This window comes from Streptococcus sp. k-628 (assembly GCF_013277475.1).
GTDB lineage: Bacteria > Bacillota > Bacilli > Lactobacillales > Streptococcaceae > Streptococcus.
In genome coordinates this window covers 1-14,253 of sequence record NZ_VMMZ01000043.1, presented here as the reverse complement: position 1 = coordinate 14,253, position 14,253 = coordinate 1, and the positions used below count along the sequence as shown (strand labels likewise).

14 protein-coding genes are annotated in these 14,253 nt (G+C 40.0%); all 14 read left to right on the top strand.

Annotation, left to right across the window (positions count from 1 at the left end):
- The first annotated feature begins 116 nt into the window (after positions 1–116).
- The 14 genes from upp (at position 117) to HT730_RS06315 (ending at position 13,935) form a co-directional block, all read left to right on the top strand.
- Positions 117–746, top strand: coding sequence for a uracil phosphoribosyltransferase (gene upp / locus HT730_RS06380; protein WP_000515974.1), 630 nt, complete (start codon positions 117–119; stop codon positions 744–746).
- Positions 747–918: 172 nt separating this feature from the next.
- Positions 919–1,509 carry an ATP-dependent Clp protease proteolytic subunit ClpP gene (clpP, locus tag HT730_RS06375; protein ID WP_000613475.1) on the top strand — a complete coding sequence of 197 codons (591 nt, stop codon included), beginning with the start codon at positions 919–921 and terminating at the stop codon, positions 1,507–1,509.
- Between the two features lie 78 nt (positions 1,510–1,587).
- Complete coding sequence (locus HT730_RS06370; protein ID WP_050223575.1) at positions 1,588–1,854, top strand: YlbG family protein; 267 nt, start codon at positions 1,588–1,590, stop codon at positions 1,852–1,854.
- An 83-nt stretch (positions 1,855–1,937) separates the two neighbouring features.
- Positions 1,938–3,098, top strand: coding sequence for an ABC transporter substrate-binding protein (locus tag HT730_RS06365; protein ID WP_138700164.1), 1,161 nt, complete (start codon positions 1,938–1,940; stop codon positions 3,096–3,098).
- 115 nt (positions 3,099–3,213) lie between these two features.
- A complete protein-coding gene (locus tag HT730_RS06360; RefSeq protein ID WP_000941427.1) occupies positions 3,214–4,083 on the top strand; it encodes a branched-chain amino acid ABC transporter permease in 870 nt (289 codons plus the stop codon).
- Between the two features lie 3 nt (positions 4,084–4,086).
- Positions 4,087–5,043: a branched-chain amino acid ABC transporter permease gene (locus HT730_RS06355; RefSeq protein WP_000662290.1), complete on the top strand. Its 957-nt coding sequence runs from the start codon at positions 4,087–4,089 to the stop codon at positions 5,041–5,043.
- Positions 5,043–5,807 (top strand): ABC transporter ATP-binding protein, encoded by a 765-nt coding sequence (locus HT730_RS06350; protein WP_001185995.1) that lies wholly within the window; start codon positions 5,043–5,045, stop codon positions 5,805–5,807. Before HT730_RS06355 ends, HT730_RS06350 begins: the two co-directional genes overlap by 1 nt.
- On the top strand, positions 5,807–6,517 hold the full coding sequence (locus HT730_RS06345; RefSeq protein ID WP_173307129.1) for an ABC transporter ATP-binding protein: 711 nt from the start codon (positions 5,807–5,809) through the stop codon (positions 6,515–6,517). The genes HT730_RS06350 and HT730_RS06345 overlap by 1 nt, the downstream gene beginning before the upstream one ends.
- Positions 6,518–6,987: 470 nt before the next feature.
- Entirely contained in the window at positions 6,988–7,644 is a 657-nt protein-coding gene (locus HT730_RS06340; protein WP_173307128.1) for a CBS domain-containing protein, read from the top strand.
- Between the two features lie 112 nt (positions 7,645–7,756).
- Positions 7,757–8,852 (top strand): peptide chain release factor 2 gene (gene prfB / locus HT730_RS06335; protein WP_173307127.1). Its coding sequence is split into 2 segments (ribosomal slippage): positions 7,757–7,828 and positions 7,830–8,852, totalling 1,095 coding nucleotides; the frame shifts between segments, so codons are not numbered across the junction.
- Positions 8,853–8,869: 17 nt separating this feature from the next.
- Positions 8,870–9,562, top strand: a complete 693-nt coding sequence (gene ftsE, locus HT730_RS06330) for a cell division ATP-binding protein FtsE (RefSeq protein ID WP_000022265.1) — start codon at positions 8,870–8,872, stop codon at positions 9,560–9,562.
- Positions 9,555–10,481, top strand: coding sequence for a permease-like cell division protein FtsX (gene ftsX / locus HT730_RS06325; RefSeq protein WP_000625541.1), 927 nt, complete (start codon positions 9,555–9,557; stop codon positions 10,479–10,481). The genes ftsE and ftsX overlap by 8 nt, the downstream gene beginning before the upstream one ends.
- A 406-nt stretch (positions 10,482–10,887) precedes the next feature.
- Entirely contained in the window at positions 10,888–13,068 is a 2,181-nt protein-coding gene (locus HT730_RS06320) for a PTS transporter subunit IIBC (RefSeq protein ID WP_173307126.1), read from the top strand.
- Between the two features lie 51 nt (positions 13,069–13,119).
- Positions 13,120–13,935 carry an endonuclease/exonuclease/phosphatase family protein gene (locus HT730_RS06315; protein ID WP_173307125.1) on the top strand — a complete coding sequence of 272 codons (816 nt, stop codon included), beginning with the start codon at positions 13,120–13,122 and terminating at the stop codon, positions 13,933–13,935.
- The last annotated feature ends 318 nt before the right edge of the window (positions 13,936–14,253 follow it).

Sequence of the window (14,253 nt, the reverse complement as noted above, 5' to 3'; positions counted from 1 at the left end):
GTTACTTTGAGAAGTTAGCTTAATGTAAAAATTATCAAAAATAAATGGTTTAGAAAGATTTTTAAACCGTTTTTTGGTATAATAAGAAGAATAAATTGAAAGAAGGAATTCCAAAAATGGGAAAAATTGAAGTTATTAATCACCCGCTGATTCAACACAAATTGTCAATCTTGCGTCGTACAGATACTTCTACAAAAGCTTTTCGTGAGCTAGTAGATGAGATTGCAATGTTGATGGGGTATGAAGTACTTCGTGATCTTCCACTAGAAGATGTGGAAATCGAAACACCAATTACAAAAACAGTTCAAAAACAATTGGCAGGTAAGAAATTGGCCATCGTTCCAATCTTGCGCGCAGGTATCGGGATGGTTGATGGGCTCTTGAGCTTGGTTCCAGCTGCTAAAGTTGGTCACATCGGTATGTACCGTGATGAAGAAACACTTCAACCAGTTGAATACTTGGTGAAATTGCCTGAGGACATTGACCAACGTCAAATTTTTGTCGTAGACCCAATGTTGGCAACAGGTGGTTCAGCAATCTTGGCCGTTGATTCGCTTAAAAAACGTGGCGCATCAAATATCAAATTTGTCTGCCTTGTATCTGCTCCAGAAGGTGTAAAAGCCCTTCAAGAAGCTCATCCAGATGTAGAAATCTTTACAGCAGCCTTGGATGAACGCTTAAACGAACACGGTTATATCGTTCCAGGTCTTGGAGATGCTGGGGATCGCTTGTTCGGTACAAAATAAAATTAAAAAGAGATTGACTTGGAAAAGGATTTCCAGTCGTGAAAGGGGGTTGGATTTTTGTTTCTGTCTAATGAAAACAGAGCAAAAATTTGACCTTTTTTGACCAAGATATTATAATAGTCTTATCTTCAGTCATTTGACCAACAAAATTAAAACTCAAAAGGAGAAATGAATGATTCCTGTAGTTATTGAACAAACAAGCCGTGGAGAACGTTCCTACGATATTTACTCACGTCTTCTCAAAGACCGCATCATTATGCTGACTGGTCCAGTTGAAGACAATATGGCCAACTCTGTTATTGCCCAATTGCTTTTCTTGGATGCCCAAGATAGTACAAAAGATATTTACCTTTATGTCAATACACCTGGTGGTTCCGTTTCAGCTGGTTTGGCAATCGTTGATACTATGAACTTTATCAAGGCAGATGTCCAAACCATCGTTATGGGAATGGCTGCATCTATGGGGACTGTTATTGCATCAAGTGGAGCAAAAGGCAAACGTTTCATGCTTCCAAATGCTGAGTACATGATCCACCAACCAATGGGTGGTACAGGTGGTGGTACTCAACAAACTGATATGGCGATCGCTGCAGAACACTTGCTTAAAACTCGTAATACCTTGGAAAAAATCTTGGCTGAAAATTCAGGTCAGTCAATCGAGAAAGTCCACGCAGATGCAGAACGCGATAACTGGATGAGTGCTCAAGAAACACTTGAATATGGCTTTATTGATGAAATCATGGCCAACAATTCATTGAACTAATGTTGATAGAAGGCAAACTCGACTGGGTTTGCTTTTTTTGGTATAATAGGGGGAGATTTCTTAGAAAGAGGATTTATCATGTTTGAAAAAGTCAATCGATCTGGCTTGATTATCTATCTTTACTATAATCGTGATGCCAAAAAACTGCAGGATTATGGAGATATTACCTATCATTCCAAGAAACATCGTTACTTACAACTCTATGTTCCAACTCAAGAAGTGGAGCAATTGGTCGGGCGCTTGAGCAAGGAAAAGTTTATCAAAAAAGTCAGAGTTTGTCATATCCAAGAGCTGGAAACACCCTTTGTGGGCAACCTTTACCGAGAAGAAAACGTTATCAGATAAAAATTTAAAGAAAAGTGTTGACAATTTTCTGATAATTCGGTATATTCTTAACAGACTATTTAAGAAATAAGGAGACAAAAAAGATGAAGAAAAAATTTGCCCTATCCTTTGTGGCGCTTGCAAGTGTAGCACTTCTTGCAGCCTGTGGAGAAGTGAAGTCTGGAGCAGTCAACACTGCTGGTAACTCAGTAGAGGAAAAGACAATTAAAATCGGATTTAACTTCGAAGAAACTGGTGCCGTAGCTGCCTACGGAACATCTGAACAAAAAGGTGCCCAATTGGCTGTTGATGAAATCAATGCCGCAGGTGGTATTGATGGAAAACAAATCGAAGTAGTCGATAAAGATAACAAGTCTGAAACAGCTGAGGCGGCTTCAGTAACAACTAACCTTGTAACCCAATCTAAAGTATCAGCAATCGTAGGACCTGCGACATCTGGTGCGACTGCAGCCGCGGTAGCGAACGCTACAAAAGCAGGTGTTCCATTGATTTCACCAAGTGCGACTCAAGATGGATTGACTAAAGGTCAAGATTACCTCTTTATCGGAACTTTCCAAGATAGCTTCCAAGGAAAAATTATCTCAAACTATGTTTCTGAAAAATTAAACGCTAAGAAAGTCGTTCTTTACACTGACAATGCCAGTGACTATGCTAAAGGTATTGCTAAATCTTTCCGCGAGTCATACAAGGGTGAAATCGTTGCAGATGAAACTTTCGTAGCAGGTGACACAGACTTCCAAGCAGCCCTTACAAAAATGAAAGGGAAAGACTTTGATGCTATCATCGTCCCTGGTTACTACACTGAAGCTGGTAAAATTGTAAACCAAGCGCGTGGTATGGGAATTGACAAACCAATCGTTGGTGGTGATGGATTCAACGGTGAAGAGTTTGTACAACAAGCAACTGCTGAAAAAGCATCAAACATCTACTTTATCTCAGGCTTCTCAACTACTGTAGAAGTTTCAGCTAAAGCAAAAGCCTTCCTTGATGCATACCGTGCTAAGTACAATGAAGAGCCTTCAACATTTGCAGCCTTGGCTTATGACTCAGTTCACCTTGTAGCAAATGCAGCAAAAGGTGCTAAAAACTCTGGTGAAATCAAGGATAACCTTGCTAAAACAAAAGATTTTGAAGGTGTAACTGGTCAAACAAGCTTCGATGCAGACCACAACACAGTCAAAACTGCTTACATGATGACCATGAACAATGGTAAGGTTGAAGCAGCAGAAGTTGTAAAACCATAATAGAAAAATGTTGAAATAGGGAATGAGCCTCGGACTCACTCCCTGTTTCGATGTTTAAGAACCTATCAAAAGTGAGGGGCAACCCTCGGAATTATAAATAGAAAGAGTGAATCCTATGCTCCAACAACTAGTAAATGGTTTGATTCTAGGTAGTGTATACGCGCTGTTAGCCCTAGGATATACCATGGTTTACGGAATTATCAAGCTCATCAACTTCGCCCACGGTGATATTTATATGATGGGAGCCTTTATCGGTTATTTCTTGATCAATTCTTTCCAAATGAATTTCTTTGTAGCGCTTATTGTAGCGATGCTAGCGACAGCCATTCTTGGTGTCGTGATTGAGTTCCTTGCTTACCGACCTTTGCGCCACTCTACGCGTATTGCTGTTTTGATTACGGCTATTGGGGTTTCTTTCCTACTGGAGTATGGCATGGTCTATCTGGTTGGTGCCAATACTCGCGCCTTCCCTCAAGCGATTCAAACAGTTCGCTATGATTTGGGACCAGTTAGCCTAACAAACGTGCAGTTAATGATTTTGGCCATTTCCTTGATTTTGATGATTTTGTTACAAGTCATTGTCCAAAAGACTAAGATGGGGAAAGCCATGCGTGCTGTATCTGTAGATAGCGATGCAGCGCAATTGATGGGGATCAATGTAAATCGTACTATCAGCTTTACCTTTGCTTTAGGTTCAGCTCTTGCGGGTGCGGCTGGTGTTCTGATTGCCCTCTACTATAACTCTCTTGAGCCTTTGATGGGGGTTACTCCAGGTCTTAAGTCTTTCGTTGCCGCAGTACTTGGCGGTATCGGAATCATTCCTGGTGCGGCTCTTGGTGGCTTTGTGATTGGTCTATTGGAAACCTTTGCGACAGCCTTTGGAATGTCAGACTTCCGTGATGCCATTGTTTATGGAATCTTGTTGTTGATCTTGATTGTCCGCCCAGCTGGTATCCTTGGTAAAAATGTGAAAGAGAAGGTGTAAACGATGAAGGAAAATTTAAAAGTTAATATTCTATGGTTACTCCTTTTGTTAGCTGGCTATGGCTTGATTAGTGTACTGGTTTCAGTCGGAGTACTCAACCTATTCTATGTACAGATTTTACAACAAATCGGAATCAATATTATTCTGGCTGTTGGTCTCAACTTAATCGTTGGTTTTTCAGGACAATTTTCACTTGGTCATGCTGGTTTCATGGCGATTGGTGCCTATGCAGCAGCTATTATTGGTTCTAAATCACCAACCTACGGTGCCTTCTTTGGAGCCATGCTGGTAGGAGCTTTGCTTTCAGGAGCAGTTGCCTTGCTTGTCGGAATTCCAACCTTGCGCTTGAAGGGGGACTATCTTGCGGTAGCAACTCTTGGTGTTTCTGAAATTATCCGTATCTTTATCATCAATGGTGGAAGCCTTACAAATGGTGCGGCAGGTATCTTGGGAATTCCAAACTTTACAACTTGGCAAATGGTATACTTCTTTGTCGTGATTACAACCATTGCAACCTTGAATTTCTTGCGTAGTCCAATTGGTCGTTCAACCCTCTCTGTTCGTGAGGATGAAATCGCTGCTGAGTCAGTTGGGGTTAATACGACTAAAATTAAAATCATCGCTTTTGTCTTTGGTGCCATTACTGCAAGTATTGCAGGGTCACTTCAGGCAGGATTTATCGGGTCTGTTGTACCGAAAGATTACACTTTCATCAACTCAATCAACGTTTTGATTATTGTTGTATTTGGTGGACTTGGTTCCATTACAGGTGCCATTGTTTCAGCTATTGTTCTGGGGATTTTGAATATGCTTCTCCAAGATGTTGCTAGCGTGCGTATGATTATCTACGCTTTGGCCTTGGTATTGGTAATGATTTTCAGACCAGGTGGACTCCTTGGAACATGGGAATTGAGCCTATCACGTTTCTTTAAAAAATCTAAGAAGGAGGAACAAAACTAATGGCATTACTTGAAGTAAAACAGTTAACCAAACATTTTGGCGGTCTAACAGCTGTTGGAGATGTGACTCTTGAATTGAACGAAGGGGAACTGGTTGGACTAATCGGTCCAAACGGAGCTGGGAAAACCACTCTTTTCAACCTCTTGACGGGTGTTTATGAACCAAGCGAGGGAACAGTAACCCTAGATGGTCACCTTTTGAATGGAAAGGCACCTTATAAGATTGCCTCTTTGGGACTTGGACGTACTTTCCAAAATATTCGTCTCTTTAAAGATTTAACCGTTTTGGACAATGTTTTAATTGCTTTTGGCAACCATCATAAACAACATGTTTTTGCTAGTTTCTTACGCTTACCAGCTTTTTACAAGAGTGAAAAAGAATTAAAGGCTAAAGCTTTGGAATTGCTGAAAATCTTTGATTTGGATGGTGATGCAGAAACTCTTGCTAAAAATCTTGCCTACGGACAACAACGTCGTTTGGAAATTGTTCGTGCCCTCGCTACGGAACCTAAAATTCTCTTCTTAGATGAACCAGCAGCGGGTATGAACCCACAGGAAACAGCTGAATTGACTGAGTTAATTCGTCGTATCAAAGATGAATTTAAGATTACGATCATGCTGATTGAACACGATATGAATCTGGTCATGGAAGTAACAGAACGTATCTACGTACTTGAATATGGTCGTTTAATTGCTCAAGGAACTCCAGATGAAATTAAGACTAATAAACGCGTTATCGAAGCTTATCTAGGAGGTGAAGCCTAATGTCTATGTTAAAAGTTGATAATCTTTCTGTGCATTATGGTATGATTCAAGCAGTCCGTGATGTAAGCTTTGAAGTTAATGAAGGAGAAGTTGTTTCCCTTATCGGTGCCAATGGTGCTGGTAAGACAACCATTCTCCGTACCTTGTCTGGTTTAGTTCGACCAAGTTCAGGAAAGATTGAATTTTTAGGTCAAGAAATCCAAAAAATGCCAGCTCAGAAAATCGTGGCAGGTGGTCTTTCACAAGTTCCAGAAGGACGCCACGTCTTCCCTGGCTTGACTGTTATGGAAAATCTAGAAATGGGAGCTTTCTTAAAGAAAAATCGTGAAGAAAATCAAGCCAACTTGAAGAAGGTCTTTTCACGCTTCCCACGTCTTGAAGAACGCAAGAACCAGGACGCAGCCACTCTTTCAGGAGGGGAACAACAAATGCTTGCCATGGGACGCGCTCTTATGTCAACACCAAAACTTCTTCTTTTAGATGAACCATCAATGGGACTTGCCCCAATCTTTATTCAAGAGATCTTTGATATCATTCAAGATATTCAGAAGCAAGGAACAACCGTCCTCTTGATTGAACAAAATGCCAATAAGGCACTCGCAATCTCTGACCGAGGATATGTATTGGAAACAGGGAAAATCGTTCTATCAGGAACAGGAAAAGAACTCGCCTCATCAGAAGAAGTCAGAAAAGCGTATCTAGGTGCCTAAAACAATCCAGTGGATTGTTTTAGTCGGCAGATGAAGATTGCGTAAGCAATCTTCGCATAGTCTAGGAGACTAGTTTAGGTTGCAGATGGAGATTACGAAGTAATCATCAATATAGTCCGGGGGACCTTTTTAATCGGTGGATAGAGATTACGAAGTAATCATCAATATAGTCTGGGAGACTAGTTTAGGTTGTAGATAAAGATTGCGAAGCAATTATCTTATCCAGTGGATTATTTTAGTTGGCATATTTAGATTGCAAACAAATCTAGATCTACACTGAAAGATGAATTTCTAATAATTGAAATAAAATCGAATGAAACGTATCTTGCCTTCATTCACAGAGCTCGATTTTAGAGCTCTTTTTGCTAGCTTATTCATACTTTTCTGAATTTTGAAAAAGAAATGTAAGCGTTTGATAGATTTATAAAAAGATTGTATAATAGGGATAAGAATAGAAAAGGAGAAGTCTCATGGCAGTTAAAGATTTTATGACCCGCAAGATAGTGTATATTAGTCCAGATACAACAGTATCTCATGCAGCAGATTTGATGAGAGAGCAAGGGTTGCACCGCTTGCCTGTTATCGAAAATGATCAATTAGTTGGTTTGGTGACTGAGGGAACCATTGCACAAGCCAGTCCATCAAAAGCAACCAGTCTTTCTATCTATGAGATGAATTATCTTCTGAATAAGACAAAAGTAAAAGATGTCATGATTCGCGATGTTGTCACTGTATCAGGCTATGCTAGTCTAGAAGATGCAACTTATCTGATGTTGAAAAACAAGATTGGTATTTTGCCTGTAGTAGATAATCATCAAGTATACGGAGTTATTACGGACCGTGACGTTTTCCAAGCCTTTCTTGAAATTGCTGGTTATGGTGAAGAAGGAATTCGTGTGCGCTTTGTTACAGAAGATGAAGTTGGTGTCCTCGGAAAGATTGTTTCTCTAATCGTTGAAGAAAATTTGAATATCTCCCATACAGTCAATATTCCGCGTAAGGATGGTAAGGTGATTATCGAAGTGCAAATCGATGGATCAATTGATTTACCAGCCTTGAAAGAAAAATTTGAAGCAAATGGTATTCAAGTGGAAGAAATCACTCGCACTTCAGCAAAAGTCTTGTAAGAAGGGAAGCCGAAAGGCTTCTTTTTTCTTTTTTCATAAAAAGGAACTAGAGCAAAAGATGGAAAGAAATGATAAAATATGCTATAATGAAATGATGCAAAAAGGAGTATTTATGGACATTTCAGTAATTCGTCAGAAAATTGACGCAAATCGTGAAAAATTAGCTTCTTTCAGGGGGTCTCTTTGACCTCGAAGGGCTAGAGGAAGAGATTGCCATCTTGGAAAATAAGATGACAGAACCTGATTTTTGGAACGATAATATTGCGGCCCAAAAAACGTCGCAAGAATTAAATGAATTAAAAAACACCTATAATACCTTCCACAAAATGGAAGAGTTGCAGGATGAAGTCGAAATTTTATTGGACTTTTTAGCTGAAGACGAGTCAGTTCAAGAAGAACTGGTAGAGCAGTTAGCCGAACTTGATAAGATGATGACCAGCTATGAGATGACTCTACTCTTGTCAGAACCTTATGACCACAACAATGCCATCTTGGAAATCCATCCAGGTTCTGGTGGTACTGAGGCTCAGGACTGGGGTGATATGTTGCTTCGTATGTATACTCGTTATGGTAATGCTAAAGGCTTTAAAGTGGAAGTATTGGATTACCAAGCAGGGGATGAAGCTGGTATCAAGTCAGTAACCTTATCATTTGAAGGGCCTAATGCCTATGGCCTTCTCAAGTCAGAAATGGGGGTACACCGTTTGGTGCGAATTTCACCATTTGACTCTGCCAAACGTCGCCACACCTCTTTCACATCTGTAGAAGTGATGCCTGAGTTGGATGATACCATTGAAGTGGAAATCCGTGAAGATGATATTAAGATGGATACCTTCCGTTCAGGTGGTGCCGGTGGACAAAACGTCAACAAGGTTTCAACAGGTGTACGTTTAACCCACATTCCAACTGGAATTGTTGTCCAATCAACAGTGGATCGTACCCAGTATGGAAATAGAGATCGAGCTATGAAGATGTTGCAGGCTAAGCTCTATCAAATGGAGCAGGAAAAGCAAGCTGCGGAGGTAGATTCCCTCAAGGGTGAGAAAAAAGAAATCACATGGGGAAGCCAAATCCGTTCTTATGTCTTCACGCCTTATACTATGGTAAAAGATCATCGAACTAGCTTTGAAGTTGCTCAGGTAGATAAGGTTATGGACGGAGACCTAGATGGTTTTATCGATGCCTACCTCAAGTGGCGAATCAGCTAAGAAAGAAAGGAACTCACATGTCAATCATTGAAATGAGAGATGTCGTCAAAAAATACGACAACGGAACGACTGCCCTACGCGGTGTTTCGGTCAGCGTTCAACCGGGAGAATTTGCTTACATTGTAGGACCTTCAGGAGCAGGGAAGTCAACCTTCATTCGTTCTCTATATCGTGAAGTAAAAATCGATAAAGGAAGCCTATCAGTTGCTGGTTTTAATCTGGTTAAGATCAAAAAGAAAGACGTCCCGCTTCTACGTCGTAGTGTTGGGGTTGTCTTCCAGGATTATAAACTCTTGCCAAAGAAAACGGTCTATGAAAATATTGCTTACGCTATGGAAGTAATCGGGGAAAATCGCCGTAATATCAAAAAACGTGTGATGGAAGTTTTAGACTTGGTTGGGTTGAAGCACAAGGTTCGTTCTTTCCCAAATGAACTCTCAGGTGGGGAGCAACAGCGGATTGCGATTGCGCGTGCCATTGTAAATAATCCCAAAGTACTGATAGCCGATGAACCAACAGGAAACCTGGATCCTGACAATTCATGGGAAATTATGAATCTCTTGGAACGGATTAACCTACAAGGGACAACTATTTTGATGGCGACTCATAATAGCCAGATTGTAAATACCTTGCGCCACCGTGTCATTGCCATTGAAAATGGCCGTGTCGTTCGTGACGAATCAAAAGGAGAGTATGGATACGATGATTAGTAGATTTTTTCGCCATTTATTTGAAGCCTTAAAAAGTTTGAAACGAAATGGTTGGATGACAGTAGCTGCTGTCAGTTCAGTCATGATTACTTTGACCTTGGTGGCAATATTTGCATCTGTTATTTTCAATACAGCGAAACTAGCTACAGATATTGAAAATAATGTCCGTGTAGTAGTTTATATCCGAAAGGATGTGGAAGATAATAGTCAGACAATTGAAAAAGAAGGTCAAACTGTTACAAATAATGACTACCACAAGGTATATGATTCTTTGAAGAACATGTCTACGGTTAAGAGTGTTACCTTTTCAAGTAAAGAAGAACAATATGAAAAATTAACCGAGACAATGGGAGATAACTGGAAAATCTTTGAAGGAGATGCCAATCCTCTCTATGATGCCTATATTGTAGAGGCAAATACTCCAAATGATGTAAAAACTATAGCCGAAGATGCTAAAAAAATTGAAGGTGTCTCTGAGGTTCAAGATGGCGGTGCCAATACAGAAAGACTCTTCAAGTTAGCTTCATTTATCCGTGTTTGGGGACTAGGGATTGCTGCTTTGTTAATTTTTGTCGCAGTTTTCTTGATTTCAAATACCATTCGTATTACCATTATTTCCCGCAGTCGCGAAATTCAAATCATGCGCTTGGTCGGAGCTAAAAACAGTTATATCCGTGGACCGTTCTTGTTAGAGGGAGCCTTTATCGGTTTATTGGGAGCTATTGCACCATCTGTTTTGGTCTTTATTGTTTATCAAATGGTTTACCAATCTGTCAACAAATCGTTGGTAGGGCAAAATCTATCCATGATTAGTCCAGATTTATTTAGTCCGTTGATGATTGCCCTACTATTTGTGATTGGAATTTTTATTGGTTCACTGGGGTCAGGAATTTCCATGCGCAGATTCTTGAAGATTTAGGTAAAATAATTATTTTTATGAGGAGGTTGTAAAATCTCCTTTTTTGCTACAAAAATTTTAGAAAAGGGACTTCTAATACTCAATGAAAATCAAAGAGCAAACTAGGTAGCTCGCCACAGGATGCTCAAAATACTGTTTTGAGGTTGTAGAAAGTCAGTCACATATATACGGTAAGGCGACGCTGACGTGGTTTGAAGAGATTTTCGAAGAGTATCAAGAAGTCCCTCAGAGAAGACTTCTTGATGGCTAACTTGAACTTGAAATTTAGCACCTAGAAATTTTTGAAAAAAGTGTAATTTTTTTTGTAAAAGCCTTTACAAAAAAAATTAAAGTGGTATAATTAAATCATAAAAGGTGCAAACGTTTTCGTAAAACGTTTGCCTAAATAAAAATAAAGGAGATTTGAATGATGAAAGATACATTCAAAAATGTCTTGTCTTTCGAATTTTGGCAAAAATTCGGTAAGGCTTTGATGGTGGTTATCGCGGTTATGCCGGCTGCTGGTTTGATGATTTCAATCGGTAAGTCTATCGTGATGATTAACCCTAACTTTGCTCCACTCGTTATTACTGGTGGTGTCCTAGAGCAAATCGGTTGGGGGGTTATCGTTAACCTTCATATCTTGTTCGCCCTCGCTATTGGAGGTAGCTGGGCTAAAGAACGTGCTGGTGGTGCTTTCGCCGCTGGTCTTGCTTTCATCTTGATTAACCGTATCACTGGTACAATCTTTGGCGTATCAGGCGATATGTTGAAAAATCCAGATGCTATGGTTTCAACACTATTGGGTGGGCAAATCAAAGTTGCTGATTACTTCATTAGTGTTATGGAAGCCCCAGCACTTAACATGGGTGTGTTCGTAGGGATTATTTCTGGTTTTATTGGAGCAACTGCTTACAATAAATACTATAACTTCCGTAAGCTTCCTGATGCACTTTCATTCTTTAACGGAAAACGTTTTGTACCGTTTGTAGTTATTCTTCGTTCAATAATTGCTGCAATTGTACTTTCAGCTTTCTGGCCACTTGTGCAAACTGGTATCAATAGCTTTGGTATCTGGATTGCTAACTCACAAGAAACTGCTCCAATCCTTGCACCATTCTTGTATGGTACATTGGAACGTTTGCTCTTACCATTTGGTCTTCACCACATGTTGACTATCCCAATGAACTACACAGCTCTTGGTGGTACTTATGAGGTCTTAACTGGTGCAGCAAAAGGTAGCCAAGTATTTGGTCAAGATCCACTTTGGCTTGCATGGGTAACAGACCTTGTAAACCTTAAAGGTACTGATGCTAGTCAATACCAACACTTGTTAGATACTGTTCACCCAGCTCGTTTCAAAGTTGGACAAATGATTGGTTCATTCGGTATCTTGATGGGTGTGGTTGTGGCTATCTACCGTAATGTTGATGCTGACAAGAAACACAAATACAAAGGTATGATGATTGCGACAGCTCTTGCAACATTCTTGACAGGGGTTACTGAACCAATCGAATACATGTTCATGTTCGTCGCAACACCTATGTATCTTGTTTACTCACTTGTTCAAGGTGCTGCCTTCGCTATGGCTGACGTCGTAAACCTACGTATGCACTCATTCGGTTCAATCGAGTTCTTGACTCGTACACCTATTGCAATCAGTGCTGGTATCGGTATGGATATCGTTAACTTCGTTTGGGTAACTGTTCTCTTTGCTGTAATCATGTACTTTATCGCAAACTTCATGATTCAAAAATTCAACTACGCAACTCCAGGGCGTAACGGAAACTACGAAACTGCTGAAGGTTCAGAAGAATCTAGCAGCGAAGTGAAAGTTGCAGCAGGCTCTCAAGCTGTAAACATTATTAACCTTCTTGGTGGACGTGCAAACATCGTTGATGTTGATGCATGTATGACTCGTCTTCGTGTAACTGTTAAAGATGCAGATAAAGTAGGAAATGCAGAGCAATGGAAAGCAGAAGGAGCTATGGGTCTTGTCATGAAAGGACAAGGGGTTCAAGCTATCTACGGACCAAAAGCTGACGTATTGAAATCTGATATCCAAGATATCCTTGATTCAGGTGAAATCATTCCTGAAACTCTTCCAAGTCAAATGACAGAAGCGCAACAAAACACTGTTCACTTCAAAGGTCTTACTGAGGAAGTTTACTCAGTAGCAGACGGTCAAGTTGTTGCTTTGGAACAAGTAAAAGATCCAGTATTTGCTCAAAAAATGATGGGTGATGGATTTGCAGTAGAACCAGCAAATGGAAATATCGTATCTCCAGTTTCAGGTACTGTATCAAGCATCTTCCCAACAAAACATGCTCTTGGTATTGTGACTGAAGCAGGTCTTGAAGTATTGGTTCACATTGGTTTGGACACAGTAAGTCTTGAAGGTAAACCATTTACAGTTCATGTTGCTGAAGGACAAAAAGTTGCAGCAGGAGATCTCCTTGTCACAGCTGACTTGGATGCTATCCGTGCAGCAGGACGTGAAACTTCAACAGTAGTTGTCTTCACAAATGGTGATGCAATTAAATCAGTTAAATTAGAACAAACAGGTTCTCTTGCAGCTAAAACAGCAGTTGCTAAAGTAGAATTGTAATATACTTGAGGTTGGAAGCTGTATTCCAACCTCTTATTTTGGGAGAAAAGAATGAAATTTTTAACACTCAATACTCACAGTTGGATGGAGAAAGAAGCAGAGGAAAAATTCCAGATTTTGCTTGAGGATATTCTTGAAAAAGACTATGATTTGATTTGTTTCCAAGAAATCAATCAGGAGATTACTTCGCCAGAGGTGGAGGTTAATGATCTTTATCAAGCTTTGCCAGCAGCTGAGCCTATTCACCAAGACCATTATGTTAGACTCTTGGTTGAAAAGTTGTCTGAGCAAGGGAAAAATTACTACTGGACTTGGGCTTATAATCATATCGGATATGACCGCTATCATGAAGGTGTGGCTATCTTGTCTAAAACACCTATTGAAGCCAGAGAAATTTTGGTTTCAGATGTGGATGATCCAACTGACTATCATACTCGCCGTGTTGCCTTGGTTGAAACTGTAGTTGATGGAAAGGAGCTTGCAGTTTCAAGTGTCCACCTTTCTTGGTGGGATAAAGGTTTCCAAGAAGAATGGGCACGATTTGAGGCTGTCTTGAAAGAATTGAACAAGCCGCTTTTGCTAGCTGGAGATTTCAACAATCCGGCTGGACAGGAAGGCTACCAAGCTATTTTAGCTAGTCCATTAGGCTTACAAGATGCATTTGAAGTTGCTCAAGAGAAAAGTGGTAGTTATACTGTTCCACCAGAAATAGATGGATGGAAAGGGAACACTGAACCCCTTCGGATCGACTATGTTTTTACTACCAAAGAGTTAGCGGTGGAAAATTTACATGTCGTATTTGATGGTAACAAGAGTCCGCAAGTTAGTGATCACTATGGCTTGAGTGCTATTTTAAACTGGAAATAATAACTGAAAAGAGGTTGGGATTCACAAATTCCAGCCTTTTTCTTATTAGAGAAGCTACTGGAAATAGCCTAATACTCTTCGAAAATCAAATTCAAACCACGTCAGCTTCACCTTGCCGTACTCAAGTACAGCCTGCGGCTAGCTTCCTAGTTTGCTCTTTGATTTTCATTGAGTATAAATAGATAGAAAAGAAAATCTTGTACAAGTTCCTGACAATTTCTTTCTTTTTGTGTATAATAGTGGAAAAGAGGTAAAATGAGGTATGGTTATGGAAACAGTCCTTTACTCAACATTCCGAAATCATTTAAAAGACTATAT